The 15,957-nt window shown below is 66.9% G+C and carries 14 protein-coding genes; 12 read left to right on the forward strand and 2 right to left on the reverse strand.

Annotated elements, in window-relative coordinates; all coding sequences use genetic code 11:
• Positions 1-2: 2 nt before the first annotated feature.
• Positions 3-1,649, reverse strand: coding sequence for an electron transfer flavoprotein-ubiquinone oxidoreductase (locus tag AC1HFW_RS00755; RefSeq protein ID WP_006393517.1), 1,647 nt, complete (start codon positions 1,647-1,649; stop codon positions 3-5).
• Between the two features lie 112 nt (positions 1,650-1,761).
• Here AC1HFW_RS00755 and AC1HFW_RS00760 point away from each other — a divergent pair, with 112 nt between their 5' ends.
• The 3 genes from AC1HFW_RS00760 (at position 1,762) to AC1HFW_RS00770 (ending at position 3,876) form a co-directional block, all read left to right on the forward strand.
• Positions 1,762-2,211: an acyl-CoA thioesterase gene (locus tag AC1HFW_RS00760; RefSeq protein ID WP_479281530.1), complete on the forward strand. Its 450-nt coding sequence runs from the start codon at positions 1,762-1,764 to the stop codon at positions 2,209-2,211.
• A gap of 300 nt (positions 2,212-2,511) precedes the next feature.
• Positions 2,512-3,210, forward strand: a complete 699-nt coding sequence (locus AC1HFW_RS00765) for a CoA transferase subunit A (protein ID WP_006393519.1) — start codon at positions 2,512-2,514, stop codon at positions 3,208-3,210.
• Between the two features lie 12 nt (positions 3,211-3,222).
• Positions 3,223-3,876, forward strand: a complete 654-nt coding sequence (locus AC1HFW_RS00770; RefSeq protein WP_006393521.1) for a CoA transferase subunit B — start codon at positions 3,223-3,225, stop codon at positions 3,874-3,876.
• A 91-nt stretch (positions 3,877-3,967) separates the two neighbouring features.
• On the opposite strand, the gene AC1HFW_RS00775 is transcribed toward AC1HFW_RS00770, so the two are convergent.
• On the reverse strand, positions 3,968-4,426 hold the full coding sequence (locus tag AC1HFW_RS00775; RefSeq protein ID WP_479281531.1) for a GNAT family N-acetyltransferase: 459 nt from the start codon (positions 4,424-4,426) through the stop codon (positions 3,968-3,970).
• 187 nt (positions 4,427-4,613) lie between these two features.
• Between AC1HFW_RS00775 and AC1HFW_RS00780 the strand changes: the two genes are divergently transcribed.
• The 9 genes from AC1HFW_RS00780 (at position 4,614) to AC1HFW_RS00820 (ending at position 15,924) form a co-directional block, all read left to right on the forward strand.
• Positions 4,614-5,489, forward strand: coding sequence for a MurR/RpiR family transcriptional regulator (locus tag AC1HFW_RS00780; protein WP_061072148.1), 876 nt, complete (start codon positions 4,614-4,616; stop codon positions 5,487-5,489).
• Positions 5,486-6,466 (forward strand): isoaspartyl peptidase/L-asparaginase family protein, encoded by a 981-nt coding sequence (locus AC1HFW_RS00785; protein WP_479281532.1) that lies wholly within the window; start codon positions 5,486-5,488, stop codon positions 6,464-6,466. The genes AC1HFW_RS00780 and AC1HFW_RS00785 overlap by 4 nt, the downstream gene beginning before the upstream one ends.
• A gap of 46 nt (positions 6,467-6,512) precedes the next feature.
• Positions 6,513-8,399, forward strand: coding sequence for a dipeptide ABC transporter ATP-binding protein (locus tag AC1HFW_RS00790; protein WP_006393525.1), 1,887 nt, complete (start codon positions 6,513-6,515; stop codon positions 8,397-8,399).
• A 66-nt stretch (positions 8,400-8,465) separates the two neighbouring features.
• Positions 8,466-10,019 (forward strand): glutathione ABC transporter substrate-binding protein GsiB, encoded by a 1,554-nt coding sequence (gene gsiB / locus AC1HFW_RS00795; protein WP_006393526.1) that lies wholly within the window; start codon positions 8,466-8,468, stop codon positions 10,017-10,019.
• Positions 10,020-10,107: 88 nt separating this feature from the next.
• The gene (gene gsiC, locus AC1HFW_RS00800; RefSeq protein ID WP_006393527.1) at positions 10,108-11,028 is read left to right on the forward strand and encodes a glutathione ABC transporter permease GsiC; all 921 of its coding nucleotides are present in this window, start codon (positions 10,108-10,110) and stop codon (positions 11,026-11,028) included.
• Positions 11,029-11,035: 7 nt separating this feature from the next.
• Positions 11,036-11,938: a glutathione ABC transporter permease GsiD gene (gene gsiD, locus AC1HFW_RS00805; RefSeq protein ID WP_006393528.1), complete on the forward strand. Its 903-nt coding sequence runs from the start codon at positions 11,036-11,038 to the stop codon at positions 11,936-11,938.
• Between the two features lie 169 nt (positions 11,939-12,107).
• Entirely contained in the window at positions 12,108-13,202 is a 1,095-nt protein-coding gene (locus tag AC1HFW_RS00810) for a DmpA family aminopeptidase (RefSeq protein WP_035360086.1), read from the forward strand.
• Positions 13,203-13,222: 20 nt separating this feature from the next.
• Entirely contained in the window at positions 13,223-14,125 is a 903-nt protein-coding gene (locus AC1HFW_RS00815) for a M55 family metallopeptidase (RefSeq protein ID WP_479281533.1), read from the forward strand.
• An 8-nt stretch (positions 14,126-14,133) separates the two neighbouring features.
• Positions 14,134-15,924, forward strand: a complete 1,791-nt coding sequence (locus AC1HFW_RS00820; RefSeq protein ID WP_479281534.1) for an aminopeptidase P family protein — start codon at positions 14,134-14,136, stop codon at positions 15,922-15,924.
• The last annotated feature ends 33 nt before the right edge of the window (positions 15,925-15,957 follow it).

A 15,957-nucleotide genomic window follows, 5' to 3' on the forward strand; every position in this document is an offset into this window, starting at 1 on the left:
TGCTACATGCCGCTGTAGACCGGGCCCTCGCCGCCTTGCGGCGCCACCCAGACGATGTTCTGGGTCGGGTCCTTGATGTCGCAGGTCTTGCAGTGCACGCAGTTCTGCGCGTTGATCTGCAGGCGGTCCTCGCCGTGGTCGTCCTTGACGAACTCGTAGACGCCGGCCGGACAGTAGCGCGATTCCGGGCCGCCGTACTTGGCGAGGTTGACCTTCACCGGCACCGACGCATCCTTCAGCGTCAGGTGGATGGGTTCGTTTTCGTCGTGGTTGGTGTTGGAGATGAACACCGAGCTGAGCTTGTCGAAGGTCAGCTTGCCATCGGGCTTGGGATAGTCGATGCGGGCGCACTGCGAGGCCGGCTGCAGGCAGGCATGGTCGGGCTTGCTGTGGCGCAGGGTCCAGGGCATCTTGCCCTTGAACACCAGTTGCTCGATGCCGGTCATCAGCGTGGCCACGGTGCGGCCCTTCTTGAACCACTGCTTGAAGTTGCGCGCCTTGTTCAGCTCGGCGTGCAGCCACGAATTTTTGAAGGCTTCCGGGTAGGCGGCCAGTTCGTCCTGGCGGCGGTCGGCCACCAGCGCGTCGAACGCGGCCTCGGCGGCCAGCTTGCCGGACTTGATGGCGGCGTGGCTGCCCTTGATGCGCGAGGCGTTCAGGAAACCGGCCTCACAGCCGACCAGCACGCCGCCCGGGAACGTCAGCTTGGGCAGCGACAGCAGGCCGCCGGCGGTGATGGCGCGCGCGCCGTAGGCAATGCGCTTGCCGCCCTCGAAGGTGCCGCGGATGGCGGGGTGGGTCTTGTAGCGCTGGAATTCGTCGAACGGCGACAGCCACGGATTGGCGTAGTCCAGGCCGACGATCATGCCGACGGCCACCAGGTTGTTGTCCAGGTGGTAGAGGAACGAACCGCCGTAGGTATCCGAATCCAGCGGCCAGCCGGCGGTGTGGATCACCAGGCCGGGCTTGGACTGGGCCGGATCGACTTCCCACATTTCCTTGATGCCGATGCCGTAGGCCTGCGGATCGCGGCCGTCGTCGAGCTTGTAGCGGTCGATCAGCTGGCGGCCGAGCTGGCCGCGCGCGCCTTCGGCGAACACCGTGTAGCGCGCATGCAGTTCCATGCCCGGCTGGTAGTGGTCGGTGTGGCTGCCGTCGCGGGCCACGCCCATGTCGCCGGTGGCCACGCCGCGCACGGCGCCGTTCTCGTCGTACAGCACTTCGACCGCGGCAAAGCCCGGGAAGATCTCGACGCCCAGCGCCTCGGCCTGTTCGCCCAGCCATTTGACGACGTCGCCCAGGCGGACGATGTAGTTGCCTTCATTGTGGAAACAGGGCGGCAGCAGCCAGTTCGGCGTCGCGCGCGCGCCGTTTTCGGACAGGAACAGGAACTTGTCCTGCGTCACGGGCACGGTCAGCGGCGCGCCTTTTTCCTTCCAGTCGGGGATCAGCTCGGTCAGGGCCAGCGGGTCCATCACGGCGCCGGACAGGATGTGCGCGCCCAGCTCCGCGCCTTTTTCCAGGACGCAGACGCCGATTTCCTGGTTCTTCTCAGCGGCCAGTTGCTTCAGACGGATAGCGGTGGCCAAGCCGGCGGGACCCCCGCCAACCACGACCACGTCATATTCCATCGACTCGCGTTCAGACATTGCAAAGCTCCCCGTATGTATTCCATATATGGCTGGAAGTATTATCGGCGATTGTATTGCAGGCGGAGACCTTGCACGTCTTCGCATTTCCATCAGATATCAGGAGCAATTGGTGAACCCGGACACTCTGTCTGCGCGGATTCTGACGGTTGGGGATACCCATCATGTGGATTTGCCCTTGCGTTGGGGCGATTCCGACGCCTTGAACCATCTCAACAACACGCTGTATTTCCGCCTCATGGAAGAGGCGCGGATGCAGATCCTGTACGACGCGGGCTTTGAATTGCCGGCCGACGACGGCGCCATCCTGGCGCACGCGTCCTGCGATTTCCTGCGGCCGCTGACCTATCCCGCCACGGTGCGCGTGACGCACAAGGTGACGCGCATCGGCCGTTCCAGCGCCGAATTCGAGCTGCTGCTCGAGAAGGTCGGCGACGACGGTGGCCCCTACGCGCGGGGGCGCAACGTGCTGGTGTGGATGGATTACGTGGCCAATACGTCCGCCCCGTGGCCGCCAGAAGTGCTGGCGAAAATGGCCACGCAGTTCCAGCCGGCGGCCTAGGCGCGCCGGCGGCGGGCGGTCCGACTTCAATGCGGCGTTTGAAACGGCGCCCGCATTTGCCGGCCATGCCGTTAAAATCCAGGACAGAACCACAATACGAATGACAGGGCGCGCCACCATCGGCGCCGCGAACCAGCAGGCATCGGGCCACGCCGCGATGCCGCCGGGCCGTGAAACCGGCAGCCGCGCCCCAAGTAAAAGACAGGGTCCACCCAGGATCGCCGGCCTCCTTCGCGGGGCATGCGGTCCGGCAGGGCGGGCGGATCCTCTTCAGTTCGACCTTAACTAGGAGTTGGAGCGATGGACAAGGTTTTTGCAAGCGCCCAGGAGGCGCTGGCAGGCATCGTCAAGGACGGCCAGATGATCGCCGTCGGCGGTTTCGGCCTCTGCGGCATTCCCGAGGCCCTGATCGCCGCGCTGCGCGATTCGGGCGTGAAGGATCTCACGTGCATCAGCAATAACGCGGGCGTCGACGGCTTCGGCCTGGGCCAGCTGCTCAACACGCGCCAGGTCCGCAAGATGATCGCGTCGTACGTGGGCGAGAACAAGGAATTCGAACGCCAGTACCTGTCGGGCGAACTCGAGCTTGAATTCACGCCGCAGGGCACGCTGGCCGAGAAGCTGCGCGCCGGCGGCGCCGGCATCCCGGCGTTCTTCACCCGCACCGGCGTGGGCACCATCGTCGCCGACGGCAAGGAAATCCGCGAATTCGACGGCCAGCAATACGTGATGGAGCGTTCGCTGGTGCCGGACGTGTCGCTGGTCAAGGCGCACATCGCCGACCGCAGCGGCAACCTGGTGTTCCGCAAGACGGCGCGCAACTTCAACCCGAACGTGGCCATGGCCGGCAAGTTCACCGTGGTCGAGGTCGAGCAGATCGTCGACACCGGCAGCCTGGACCCCGACCAGATCCACCTGCCCGGCATCTATGTGCACCGGATCGTGCTGAACGCCAATCCGGAAAAGCGCATCGAACAACGCACCACTCGCCCGGCCTAAGGAGAACACGACATGGCATGGTCCCGCGATGAAATGGCGGCGCGCGCCGCGCGCGAGCTGCAAGACGGTTTTTACGTGAACCTGGGTATCGGCCTGCCGACCCTGGTGGCCAACCACGTGCCCAAGGGCGTCGAAGTCTGGCTGCAATCCGAAAACGGCCTGCTGGGCATCGGCCCGTTCCCGACCGATGCCGAGGTCGACGCCGACCTCATCAACGCCGGCAAGCAGACGGTCACGACGCTGCCCGGCTCGTCGATCTTCTCGTCGGCCGACTCGTTCGCGATGATCCGCGGCGGCAAGATCAACCTGGCCATCCTGGGCGCGATGCAGGTGTCCGAAAAGGGCGACCTGGCCAACTGGATGATCCCCGGCAAGATGGTCAAGGGCATGGGCGGCGCGATGGACCTGGTGGCCGGTGTCGGCCGCGTGGTCGTGCTGATGGAACACGTGGCCAAGAAGAAGGACGGCACCGAGGACATCAAGCTGCTGCCCGAGTGCAACCTGCCGCTGACCGGCGTGGGCGTGGTCGACCTGATCATCACCGACCTGGGCGTGATGGAAGTCACCGACAACGGCCTGAAGCTGCTGGAAACGGCGCCCGGCGTGACGGTGGATGAGATCCAGTCCAAGACGGCCGCCAAGCTGGACGTGTCGGCGGTCAAGTAAGCCTCCGCCACGCCCCAATGAAAAACGCCCCGCAAAGGGGCGTTTTTCATTGGGCCGGCCGCACGGCGCCGCGGGCGGAGCAGGGCGGCGTTCAGGCCGCTTCGCGCAGCAGCATGCCGACGTGCGGGATGCCGTCCTCGATGTATTCCTCGGTCACCGGCACGAAGCCGTGGCCGCCGTAATAGCCGCGCAGCCGGGCCTGCGCGCCCAGGTAGACCGGCTGGCCCGGCCACAGCCGCGCCACTTCGTCCTTGGCGCGGCGCATCAGTTCGTGGCCCAGGCCCGTGCCGCGCGCGGCCGGCGCCGTGATGACGCGGCCGATGACCGCCTGGCCGTCGTTCAGGGCGGGTTCGAGCAGGCGGCAATAGGCCAGCAGCTCGCCGTTGTCCCAGGCCATCAGATGTTCCGTCTGCCCCAGCAGGTCCTTGCCGTCCATGTCCAGGAAGACGCAGTCCTGTTCCACCACGAACACTTCCGAGCGCAGGCGCAGGATGGCGTAGAGCTCGGCCAGGGTCAGTTCCGCGTGGGGTTTGCAGGTCCAGAGGGGCATTCGAAAAGTCCCGAAATCAAAGGGAAAAGGCAGGGATCAAGCGTACATCAAACCGGCCCCGTTTCTTTTGAAGCACTGTTACATAAATTCACGGGTATACCCTTAGTATGAAAATGAATTTTCTTATCTAAAATTTGTGTGTAAACAGATTTACATAAACCTCCGCTACGTTTCCCCCCTTTTCTCGATGAACAAGGCCGCACTCACGATCGCTGATCGGATCGCCCGGGCCCAGCCCGCGCTGAGCCGCAAGCAGCACAAGATGGCCGAATACGTGCTGGCGCACCAGTTCCGGGTCGCCACCATGACCATCGACGAATTCGCGGCGGCGGCGGGGGTGTCGGTCGCGACCGCCAACCGGTTCGCGCGCGCCCTGGACCTGCCGGGCTACCCGCAATTCCGCGCCGAACTGGCGCGCGGTTTCGAGGCGGCGCTGGAGCCGGTCGAAAAGCTGCGCACCGAACTCGCGCACTCGGCCAGCGCGGTGCAGATCTTCGCCGCGACCCTCGAAGAAGACATCCGCAACGCCCAGCGCAACCTGCAAAGCCTGGACGCCGCCGCCTGTGAACAGGCGGTCGACGCCATCCTGGCCGCCGACCGCGTCTTCATCATCGGCTTCGGCGCCAGCGGCTTCCTGGCCGGCATGCTGCAGCGCGGCCTGTGCATGCACCTGCATTCGGTCGAGTCGCTGGCCGGTCCGGGCGGTGTGTCGCATGCGGCGCGCCAGATGTCGCGCATGACCAGCAAGGATCTGGTCATCGCCATCGGCTTTCCACGCTACCTGGCCGACACCGTGACCCTGGCCGGCGCCGCCAAGCAGGCCGGCGTGCCGGTGCTGGTGCTGACCGACAAGCCCACCTCGCCGCTGGCCCCGACCGCGTCGGTGGTGCTGTACGCGGTGTCCACGCGCCAGCTGATCCCCAATTCCGAAACCGCCGCGCTGGGCCTGATCGAGGCCTTGTCGGCGGCGGTGGCCTATCGGGCCAAGAATTCCGTCGCGGCCGCCGCTGGGGTGACCCAGTCCGTGATGCCGTGGCTCATCCATGGAGTAGGTAAACGATGATTCAACCCGTGATCGCGATTCACGGTGGCGCCGGCGCGATGTCCCGCGCGGCCATGTCGCCCGAGAAAGAGCAGGAATACCTGAGCGCGCTGGAATCCATCCTGACCGCCGGCCAGGCCGTGCTGGCCCGTGGCGGCAGCGCGCTGGACGCCGTCACCGAAGCCGTGCGCCTGCTGGAAGATTGCGCGCTGTTCAACGCCGGCCATGGCGCCGTGTTCACCAGCGCCGGCACCCATGAGCTGGACGCCGCCATCATGGACGGCGCCACGCTGCGTTCGGGCGCCATCGCCAACGTCAACTGCGTGCGCAACCCGGTGTTCGCCGCGCGCAAGGTCATGGAAACCAGCAAGCACGTGCTGTTCGTGGGCGAGGGCGCCGAAGCCTTCGCCAAGGACGCCGGCCTGGAAATCGTCGACCCGTCGTACTTCTCGACCGACGCGCGCCGCGAGCAGCTGCTGCGCGTGCAGCGCGAAACGCCGGAAGCGGCGGTGCTGGACCACGACGGCCAGGCCATGGTCGCGCGCGGCCAGCCGGCGCCGGCCGATCCGCTCGATTCCGACAAGAAGTTCGGCACCGTGGGCGCGGTGGCGGTGGACGCGCAGGGCAACCTGGCCGCGGCCACGTCCACCGGCGGCATCACCAACAAGCAGGTCGGCCGCGTCGGCGACGCGCCGCTGATCGGCGCCGGCACCTACGCCAGCAACAAGACCTGCGCCGTGTCCACCACGGGTACCGGCGAGATGTTCATCCGCATGGTCGCCGCCTATGACGTGGCGGCTCAGATGGAATATTGCGGCGCGTCGCTGGAAACGGCGGCGGACCGCGTCGTGATGGAAAAACTGCCCACCATCGGCGGCAAGGGCGGCCTGGTGGCCGTCGACGCCCAGGGCAATGTGGCCTTGCCGTTCAACACGGAAGGCATGTACCGCGGTTACGCCCGCGTCGGTGAGAAGCCGGTTACCGCCATCTACCGCTGAGCGGCAGCGGGCTTCGTTTTTGTAAGTTTTGGGGATTACTAGAGATATGGTTGATCGCGCAAACAGCCTGGCGCTGCCGGATAACCGCGTGGTCCAGGTCGACGACCTGACGGTGCGCTTCGTGGGCTCGGAGCGCACGGTCGAAGCCGTGCGCAACCTGTCGTTCCATGTGGACCGGGGCGAGACCCTGGCCATCGTGGGCGAATCGGGTTCGGGCAAGTCGGTGACGTCGCTGGCGCTGATGCGCCTGGTGGAACATGGCGGTGGCCGCATCGCCCAGGGCAGCATGGCCCTGCGCCGGCGCAATGGCTCCGTGATCGACCTGGTCAACGCCAACCAGCGCGCGATGCGCAATGTGCGCGGCGCCGACATGGCCATGATCTTCCAGGAGCCGATGACCTCCTTGAATCCGGTGTTCACCGCCGGCGACCAGATCGCCGAGTCGATCCGCGAGCACCAGGGCATGGACGCCGCGGCCTCGCGCGCCGAAGCCCTGCGCATGCTGGAACAGGTGCGCATCCCGGAAGCCAAGTCGGTGCTGGACCGCTACCCGCACCAGCTGTCGGGCGGCATGCGCCAGCGCGTCATGATCGCCATGGCGCTGGCCTGCAAGCCGGCGCTGCTGATTGCCGACGAACCCACCACCGCGCTGGACGTCACCATCCAGGCGCAGATCCTGCAACTGATCCGCCAGCTGCAGGAAGAGATGCACATGGGCGTGGTGTTCATCACCCACGACATGGGCGTGGTCGCCGAAGTGGCCGACCGCGTGCTGGTCATGTACCGCGGCGACAAGGTCGAGGAAGGCCCGTCGGCGTCGGTGTTCGCCACGCCCCGGCACGCCTATACCAAGGCGCTGCTGTCGGCCGTGCCGAAGCTGGGCGCGATGCAGGGCACCGACCTGCCGGCGCGCTTCCCGCTGCTGCAGGTGGACGGCAAGGCGCAGCCCGTGGCCGAGCCCGGCGCCACCAGCACCCAGGAAGTGCCGGCCGCGCGCCGCGAGCCGATCCTGAGCGTGCGCGACCTGGTGACGCGTTTCGACCTGCGCGGCGGCATCCTGAGCCGCGTGCAGCGCCGCGTGCACGCCGTGGAAAAGGTCAGCTTCGACCTGTACCCCGGCGAAACGCTGTCGCTGGTGGGCGAGTCCGGTTGCGGCAAGTCCACCACCGGCCGTTCGCTGCTGCGCCTGGTGGACAGCCAGGGCGGCGAGATCCGCTTCGGCGGGCGCGACATCGTGCGCCTGAAGACTTCCGAACTGCAAGCCCTGCGCCGCGACATCCAGTTCGTGTTCCAGGACCCGTTCGCCTCGCTCGATCCGCGCGTCACGGTCGGTTTCTCGATCATGGAACCGCTGCTGGTGCACGGCGTGGCCAAGGGCAAGGAAGCCGAGCAGCGCGTGGCCGAATTGCTCGAGCGCGTCGGCCTGCCGCCCGAAATGGCGCAGCGCTATCCGCATGAATTCTCTGGCGGCCAGCGCCAGCGCATCTGTATCGCGCGCGCCCTGGCCCTGAACCCCAAGGTCGTGATCGCGGACGAATCGGTGTCGGCGCTGGACGTGTCGATCCAGGCGCAGATCGTCAACCTGCTGATCGACCTGCAGCGCGACATGGGCATTTCGTTCCTGTTCATTTCGCACGACATGGCCGTGGTCGAGCGCGTCAGCCACCGCGTGGCCGTCATGTACCTGGGACAGATTGTCGAGATCGGCCCGCGCCGGGCCATTTTCGAGAACCCGCAGCACCCGTATACCAAGAAGCTCATGGCCGCCGTGCCGATCGCGGATCCGTCGCGTCGCCACATGAAGCGCACCTTGCTGTCCGATGAAATTCCCAGCCCGATCCGCAAGCTCGGCGACGAGCCGGTGGTGCAACCGCTGGTACAGGTAGGAACCGATCACTTCGTCGCCCGCCACGCGGTCGGCGGAGCGTATTGAGTCAGTTGTCGTACTTGTTTTTCTTCCACCAAACCCCCTAATTCCGTACAGGAACCAGGAGTTGCAATGATGAAAGTTCTGCGCCCCACCAAGCTGATGGCCGCCGCCGCGGTGGCCTTCGGCGTGCTCACCTCGCCGCTGGCGCATGCTGCCAAGGACGTGACGTTTGCCGTCTCCATCGCACTGGAAACGCTCGACCCGTACAACACCAACAGCACGCTGAACCAGGCGGCCGGCAAGGCCTACTACGAAGGCCTGTTCGAGTTCGACAAGGACCTGAAGGTCCAGAAGGTCCTGGCCACCGACTACACCGTCAGCGAAGACGGCCTGGTCTACACCTTCAAGCTGCGCGATGGCGTCAAGTTCCATGACGGCACCCCGTTCAACGCCGAAGCCGTCAAGATCAACTTCGACCGCCCGGCCAATCCGGACAACCGCCTGTCGCGCTACATCCAGTTCAGCGTCATCGAGAAGATCGACGTGATTGATCCGCTGACCGTCAAGATCACCCTGAAGAAGCCGTTCTCGGCCTTCATCAACGCGCTGGCCCACCCGGCCGCCATGATGATCTCGCCGGCCGCCCTGGCCAAGTACGGCAAGGAAATCGGCTTCCACCCGGTCGGCACCGGCCCGTTCGAATTCGTCGAATGGAAACCGGCCGAATACCTGAAGGTCAAGAAGTTCGACGGCTACTGGAAGAAGGGCTACCCGAAGGTCGACACCCTGACCTTCCGCACCGTCACCGACAACAACACCCGCGCCGCCGTGGTGCAGACGGGCGAAGCGCAATTCGCCTTCCCGGTGCCGTTCGAGCAGGCCGCCGTGCTGTCCAAGAACGACAAGCTGGACGTGGTCGACCACAAGAACTCGATCATGGCCCGCTACCTGTCGATGAACACGCAGCAAAAGCCGTTCGACAACGTCAAGGTGCGCGAAGCCATCAACTACGCCATCAACAAGGAAGCCCTGGCCAAGGTCGCTTTCTCGGGCTACGCCACCATCGTCGACGGCGTCGTGCCGACCGGCGTGGACTTCGCCCACAAGACCGGCCCGTGGCCGTACGACATCAAGAAGGCCAAGGCGCTGCTGGCCGAAGCCGGCTACCCCAACGGCTTCGAAAGCCAGCTCTGGTCCGCCTACAACGACGGCACCTCGGTGAAGGTGGTGCAGTTCCTGCAACAGCAACTGGCGCAAGTCGGCATCAAGGTGTCGGTGGAAGTGCTGGAATCGGGCCAGCGCGTGCAGCGCGTGCAACAGGTGCAGAAGCCTGAGGACGCCAAGGTCCGCATGTACTACGCCGGCTGGTCGTCCTCGACCGGCGAAGCCGACTGGGGCCTGCGTCCGCTGCTGACCACCGCCGCTTTCCCGCCGGTGCTCAACAACGTGTCGTACTACTCGAACAAGTCGGTTGACGACGGCATCCAGCAAGCCCTGGCCACGACCGATCGCGCCAAGAAGACCGAGATCTACAAGACCGTTCAGGAAACCATCTGGAAGGACGCCCCGTGGGCCTTCCTGGTGACCCAGAACAACCTGTACGTGAAGTCGAAGAACCTGTCGGGCGTGTACGTGGAACCGGACACCTCGTTCTGGTTCGGCGACATCGATCTGAAGCAGTAATCCGGCGGTAACTCTCGGGGCCGCAAGGCCCTTGCAAGGCCACATACGGCGGGGACGCGGTGTCCCCGCCGATGTTGCAGGAATTTCAATGCTGACCTATATCGTCAAACGTCTTTTGGGCATGATCCCCACGCTGCTGCTGGTGGCCGTGGTCGTGTTCCTGTTTGTGCACATGCTTCCGGGCGACCCGGCGCGACTGGCCGCGGGCCAGGAGGCCGACCAGCAGACCGTCGAACTGGTGCGCAAGGAACTGGGGCTGGATCTGCCCCTGCCGCAGCAGTTCGTGCGCTACTTCAGCCACATGCTGCAAGGCGACCTGGGTACCTCGCTGCGTACCAAGCGTCCCGTCTTGACCGAAATCTCCGACCGCTTCATGCCCACGCTGTGGCTGACGATCGCCAGTATGGCCTGGTCCGTCACCTTCGGCATGATCATCGGGATCGTGTCCGCCGTCTGGCGCAACCGTTGGCCCGATCGCCTCGGCATGACGCTGGCGGTGTCCGGCATCTCGTTCCCCGCATTCGCGCTGGGGATGATGCTGATGCAGATCTTCTCCGTGAACCTGGGCTGGCTGCCAACCGTGGGCGCCTCCAGCTGGAAACACTACATACTTCCGTCCATCACGCTGGGCGCGGCCGTGGCCGCGGTGATGGCGCGCTTCACCCGCGCCTCCTTCGTCGAAGTGGTGCAGGAAGACTTCGTGCGCACCGCCCGCGCCAAGGGCCTGAGCGAGCGCCGCGTGGTCATCAAGCATGCGCTGCGCAACGCGCTGATCCCGGTCGTCACCATGATGGGCCTGCAGTTCGGCTTCCTCCTGGGCGGCTCGATCGTGGTCGAGACGGTGTTCAACTGGCCCGGCCTCGGCCGCCTGCTGGTCGATGCCGTGACCCAGCGCGACTACCCGGTGATCCAGGGCCTGGTGCTGCTGTTCTCGTTCGAATTCATCCTGATCAACCTGATTGTCGACGTGCTCTACGGCGTCATCAATCCCAGCATCCGTTACAAGTGAGGCGGCCATGAGCAATACGACACCCGCCGCAACCGTCGCCACCGCCGCGCCCAAGAACGACGTGCGCACGCCCGCCACCGAGTTCTGGCGCAAATTCAAGAAGCAGAAGCTGGGCGTGGGCGCCGGCATCTTCGTCCTGCTGCTGGTCGTAGTGGCGGTTTTCGCCCCCTGGATCGTGCCGTTCGATCCGGAGAACTTCTTCGACTACGACGCGCTCAACGCCGGCCCGTCGCTGACGCACTGGCTGGGCGTGGACTCGCTGGGCCGCGATATCTTCAGCCGCATCATCATGGGCGCGCGCATCTCGCTGGCCGCCGGTTTCCTGTCCGTCGCCATGGGCGCCGTCGTCGGCACCTTCATGGGCCTGATGGCCGGTTACTACGAAGGCTGGTGGGAACGCATCACGATGCGCATCTCCGACGTGCTGCTGGCATTCCCCGGCATGCTGCTGGCCATCGGCGTGGTCGCGATCCTGGGCTCGAGCATGGTCAACGTGATCGTGGCCGTGGCCGTGTTCAGCGTGCCGGCGTTCGCCCGCCTGGTGCGCGGCAACACGCTGTCGATCAAGCAGATGACCTACGTCGAGGCGGTCAAGAGCGTGGGCGCGTCCGATTGGACCATCATCATGCGCCACATCCTGCCCGGCACGATCTCGCCGATCGTGGTGTACGGCACGATGCGCATCGGCACCTCGATCATCACCGCGGCCAGCCTGTCGTTCCTGGGCATGGGCGCCTCGCCCCCCACGCCGGAGTGGGGCGCGATGCTGAACGAGGCGCGCGCCGACATGGTGATCGCCCCGCACGTGGCAATCTTCCCGGCGCTGGCGATCTTCCTGACGGTGCTGGCGTTCAACCTGCTGGGCGACGGCCTGCGCGACGCGCTCGATCCCAAGATCGATCGCAAGTAACCGCCAAGCGGATGATGGCCGCCGCGCCGACCGCCCCCCGGGGCTTGGCGCGCGCCATCGGTTCCCTTGCCGCCGCCCGCGTCCGGGCGCCCGCCTCGCGGCGCGCGCCACGGCCACGCAGGACGGCGGCATTTTGCATTCTGGAGCGTGGCGACACGCAGCGACAAGCATGGACAAACAAGCGTTGGACCAACCCCGCATCGGCAAGCTGGAGGCCGGCCCGCTCGACTCGATCTGCGACGTGGGCGACATCGCCGTCGGCCACAGCACGCTGGACGACGGCGCGCGGCAGACCGGCGTGACCGTGGTGCGCCCGCACGGCGGCAACCTGTTCCTGGACAAGGTGCCTGCCGCCGCGACGGTGCTGAACGGTTTCGGCAAGAGCACCGGCCTGGTCCAGGTGCAGGAGCTGGGCGTGCTGGAAACGCCGATCGCGCTGACCAACACCTTCGGCGTGGGCACCGTGGCCAACGCCCAGATCCGTTCGGCGGTGGCGGCCAATCCCGAGATCGGCCGCGGCATGTCGACGGTCAATCCGCTGGTGTTCGAGTGCAACGACGGCTACCTGAACGACATCCAGGCCATGGCGGTGCAGGAGTCGCACTACGCCCAGGCGTTGGCCGCCGCGGACAAGCGCATGGCGCAGGGCGCGGTCGGCGCCGGTCGCGGCATGTCGTGCTTTTCCTTCAAGGGCGGCATCGGCTCGGCCTCGCGCGTGGCGTCGATCCAGCCGGGCCTGCGGCATACCGTCGGCGCGCTGGTGCTGGCCAATTTCGGCCGCCTGCCCAATCTGACCGTGGCCGGCCGGCCCTTCGGCCGGCGGCTGGCGGACCAGCTGGACCGCGGCCTGGCGCAGGCGGGCGAGAACGCCGCCATCGTGCCGGAGAAGGGGTCTATCATCCTGCTGGTGGCGACCGACGCGCCGCTCGACGCGCGCCAGTTGCGCCGCCTGTCGTTGCGCGCCGGCGCCGGCCTGGCCCGCACCGGCTCGGTGTTCGGCCATGGCAGCGGCGACATCGCGCTGGCGTTCTCCACCGCCTACACCGTGCCGCAACAGGCCGAGCAGCCGATGCCGGCGCTGGCCATGCTGCACGAAACCCGCATCGATCCGCTGTTCGAGGCGGCCGCCGAGGCCTGCGAGCAGGCCATCATCGCCGCGCTGTGGCAGGCCGAGGGCGTGCAGGGCCGCGACGGCCATCACCGCGCCGCCATCCGCGACGCCGCTCCCGCCTGGCGCCAGTGGCTGGCGGACACCGAATTCTGAATCCTACCAAGGCACACCCCATGAAGATCCTGATTTCCACCGATATCGAAGGCGTCGCCGGCGTCTTCCACGCCGAACAAGTGCGCGCCGGCAACGGCGAATACGAGCGCGCCCGCGCCTGGATGACGGCCGAGGCCAACGCCGCCGTGCAGGGCGCCATCGCGGGCGGCGCCGAAGAGATCCTGGTCAACGATTCGCACGGCGGCTTTCGCAACCTGCTGCCGGACGGCCTCGACGAACGCGCCCGCCTGGTGCTGGGCAAGCCGCGCTACCTGGGCATGATGGGCGGCCTGGAAGAGGGCTGCGACGCCGTCTTCATGATCGGCTACCACTCGCGCTCGCAGGGCCGCGGCATCCTCGCGCACACCATCAACAGCTTCGCCTTCTCGCGCGTCTTCATCAACGGCATGGAGCTGGGCGAGGCCGGCCTGTACGGCGCGCTGGCCGGCGAGATGGGCGTGCCCGTCATCCTGGCCACCGGCGACGACGTGTTCATCGCCGAGACCACCGACCTGTTCCCCGGCGCGCAATGGGTGCAGACCAAGGTCGCGCACGGCCAGGGCAGTGGCGTGACGCTGTCGCCGGCGGCCTCGCGCCGCGCCATCGCCGCCGCCGCGGAGGCTGCGGTGCGCAATCTGAAGGAAACGGCCCCCACGCCGCGCCCGCAGAGCGGGCTTGCTGCCCCCCAAGGGGGCGTTTCCACCTCGGGGCGGCCCAGCGGTGGAAAGGCAGTTCCTTTCCGCATCCCCGCCCCTATAGAATGCCGGTTGCAGACGCAGAGCGCGGCGCTCGCCGACCTGTTCTGCATGTGGCCCACGCTCGAACGCGTGGACGGCGTGACGCTGCGGTTCACCACGGACAGCATGCAGGCCGCCGTTCGCACCTTGAACAGCCTGGCCGCCATGTCCTTCATGTTGCGCTAAGGAAACCCATGTCCAGCACCGACACCCGTATTGCCCAACTGCGGCAGGCCATGCGCCGCCGCGGCCTGTCCGCCTATATCGTGCCGTCCTCGGATCCGCACCTGTCCGAATACCTGCCGGCGCGCTGGCAGGGCCGGCGCTGGCTGTCGGGCTTCACGGGCTCGGTGGGCACGCTGGTCGTGACGGCCGATTTCGCCGGCCTGTGGGTCGACAGCCGCTACTGGGTGCAGGCCGAGGCGCAGCTGGCCGGCACCGGCGTGCAGCTGATGAAGATCGCCGTCGCCACCACCCCGGGCCACGTGGATTGGCTGGCCGCCAATACCCGCGCCGGCGACGTCATCGGCGTCGATGGACAGGTGCTGGGCCTGGCCGCGTTCCGCGCGCTGTCGGTGGCCGCCGCCACGTCGGGCGCCACGCTGGAAATCCGCGCCGACCTGCTCGACGACATCTGGGCGGACCGCGCCGGTCTGCCGCGGGCCGCGATCTACGAACACGTGGCGCCGCAGGCCTGTGTCGCGCGCGCCGACAAGCTGGCCCAGGTGCGCGCCGCCATGCGCGCCCATGGCGCCGACGTGCATTTCGTCAGCACCCTCGACGACATCGCCTGGCTCTTCAACCTGCGTGGCGCCGACGTCGACTACAACCCGGTGTTCGTCGGCCACGCGCTGATCGGCCCGGACCACGCCACGCTGTTCGTGGCCGATGGCAAGATCGACGCCGCCCTGCGCGCCACGCTGGCCGCCGACGGCGTCGAGGTGGCCGACTATGCCCAGGCCGCCGATGCGCTGGCCTCGCTGGAACGGGACCAGAAGCTGCTGATCGACCCGGCCCGCGTCACCTGCGGCGTGTTCCACGCGATGGATCCGGCCGTGCCGCGGGTCGAGGCCATCAATCCGTCCACCCTGATCAAGTCGCGCAAGACCGACGCCGAGCTGGCCAACGTGCGCCACGCCATGGCACAGGACGGCGCGGCCCTGTGCGAGTTCTTCGCCTGGTTCGAAGGCGCGCTGGGCAACGAGCGCATCACCGAGCTGACCATCGACGAGCAGATCACCGCCGCCCGCGCGCGCCGCCCGGACTACGTCTGCCCCAGCTTCGCCACCATCGCCGGCTTCAACGCCAACGGCGCCATGCCGCACTATCGCGCCACGGCCGAATCGCACGCCACCATCGAGGGCGACGGCCTGTTGCTGATCGACTCCGGCGGCCAGTACCTGGGCGGCACCACCGACATCACCCGCGTGGTCGCGGTGGGCACGCCCAGCGCCGACCAGAAGGTCGACTTCACGCTGGTGCTCAAGGGCATGATCGCGCTGTCGCGCGCCTCGTTCCCGCGCGGCACGCCGTCGCCGATGCTGGACGCCATCGCGCGCGCCCCGATCTGGGAAGGCGGCGCCGAATACGGCCACGGCACCGGCCACGGCGTGGGTTATTTCCTGAACGTGCATGAAGGCCCGCAGGTCATCTCCTACCGCGCGGCCCCTGGCCCGCACACGGCGATGGAGCCGGGCATGATCACCTCCAACGAACCGGGCATCTACCGCCCGGGCCGCTGGGGCGTGCGCATCGAGAACCTGGTGGCCAACCGCGCCTGGCTGACGTCCGAGCTGGGCGAGTTCCTGTGCTTCGAGACGCTGACGCTGTGCCCGATCGACACGCGCTGCATCGAACCGTCGCTGCTGCGCGCCGACGAAATCGCGTGGCTCAACGACTACCACCAGACGGTGCTCAAGCGCCTGTCGCCGCTGGTGGAAGGCGAGGCCCTGGACTGGCTGGAGCGTCGCACCGCGGCCATCTGAACGCTGTGTCCGACCATGAAAAAAGGCCCCGAG

The organism is Achromobacter sp. ISS7 (assembly GCF_056523125.1).

Coding starts and splice junctions, on each gene's coding strand:
- gsiD (WP_006393528.1), top strand. CDS start 11,036: ATGAGCAATACGACACCCGCCGCAACCGTCGCCACCGCCGCGCCCAAG.
- AC1HFW_RS00785 (WP_479281532.1), top strand. CDS start 5,486: ATGATTCAACCCGTGATCGCGATTCACGGTGGCGCCGGCGCGATGTCC.
- gsiC (WP_006393527.1), top strand. CDS start 10,108: ATGCTGACCTATATCGTCAAACGTCTTTTGGGCATGATCCCCACGCTG.
- AC1HFW_RS00815 (WP_479281533.1), top strand. CDS start 13,223: ATGAAGATCCTGATTTCCACCGATATCGAAGGCGTCGCCGGCGTCTTC.
- AC1HFW_RS00820 (WP_479281534.1), top strand. CDS start 14,134: ATGTCCAGCACCGACACCCGTATTGCCCAACTGCGGCAGGCCATGCGC.
- AC1HFW_RS00755 (WP_006393517.1), bottom strand. CDS start 1,649: ATGTCTGAACGCGAGTCGATGGAATATGACGTGGTCGTGGTTGGCGGG.
- AC1HFW_RS00770 (WP_006393521.1), top strand. CDS start 3,223: ATGGCATGGTCCCGCGATGAAATGGCGGCGCGCGCCGCGCGCGAGCTG.
- AC1HFW_RS00790 (WP_006393525.1), top strand. CDS start 6,513: ATGGTTGATCGCGCAAACAGCCTGGCGCTGCCGGATAACCGCGTGGTC.
- AC1HFW_RS00765 (WP_006393519.1), top strand. CDS start 2,512: ATGGACAAGGTTTTTGCAAGCGCCCAGGAGGCGCTGGCAGGCATCGTC.
- AC1HFW_RS00780 (WP_061072148.1), top strand. CDS start 4,614: ATGAACAAGGCCGCACTCACGATCGCTGATCGGATCGCCCGGGCCCAG.
- gsiB (WP_006393526.1), top strand. CDS start 8,466: ATGATGAAAGTTCTGCGCCCCACCAAGCTGATGGCCGCCGCCGCGGTG.
- AC1HFW_RS00810 (WP_035360086.1), top strand. CDS start 12,108: ATGGACAAACAAGCGTTGGACCAACCCCGCATCGGCAAGCTGGAGGCC.
- AC1HFW_RS00775 (WP_479281531.1), bottom strand. CDS start 4,426: ATGCCCCTCTGGACCTGCAAACCCCACGCGGAACTGACCCTGGCCGAG.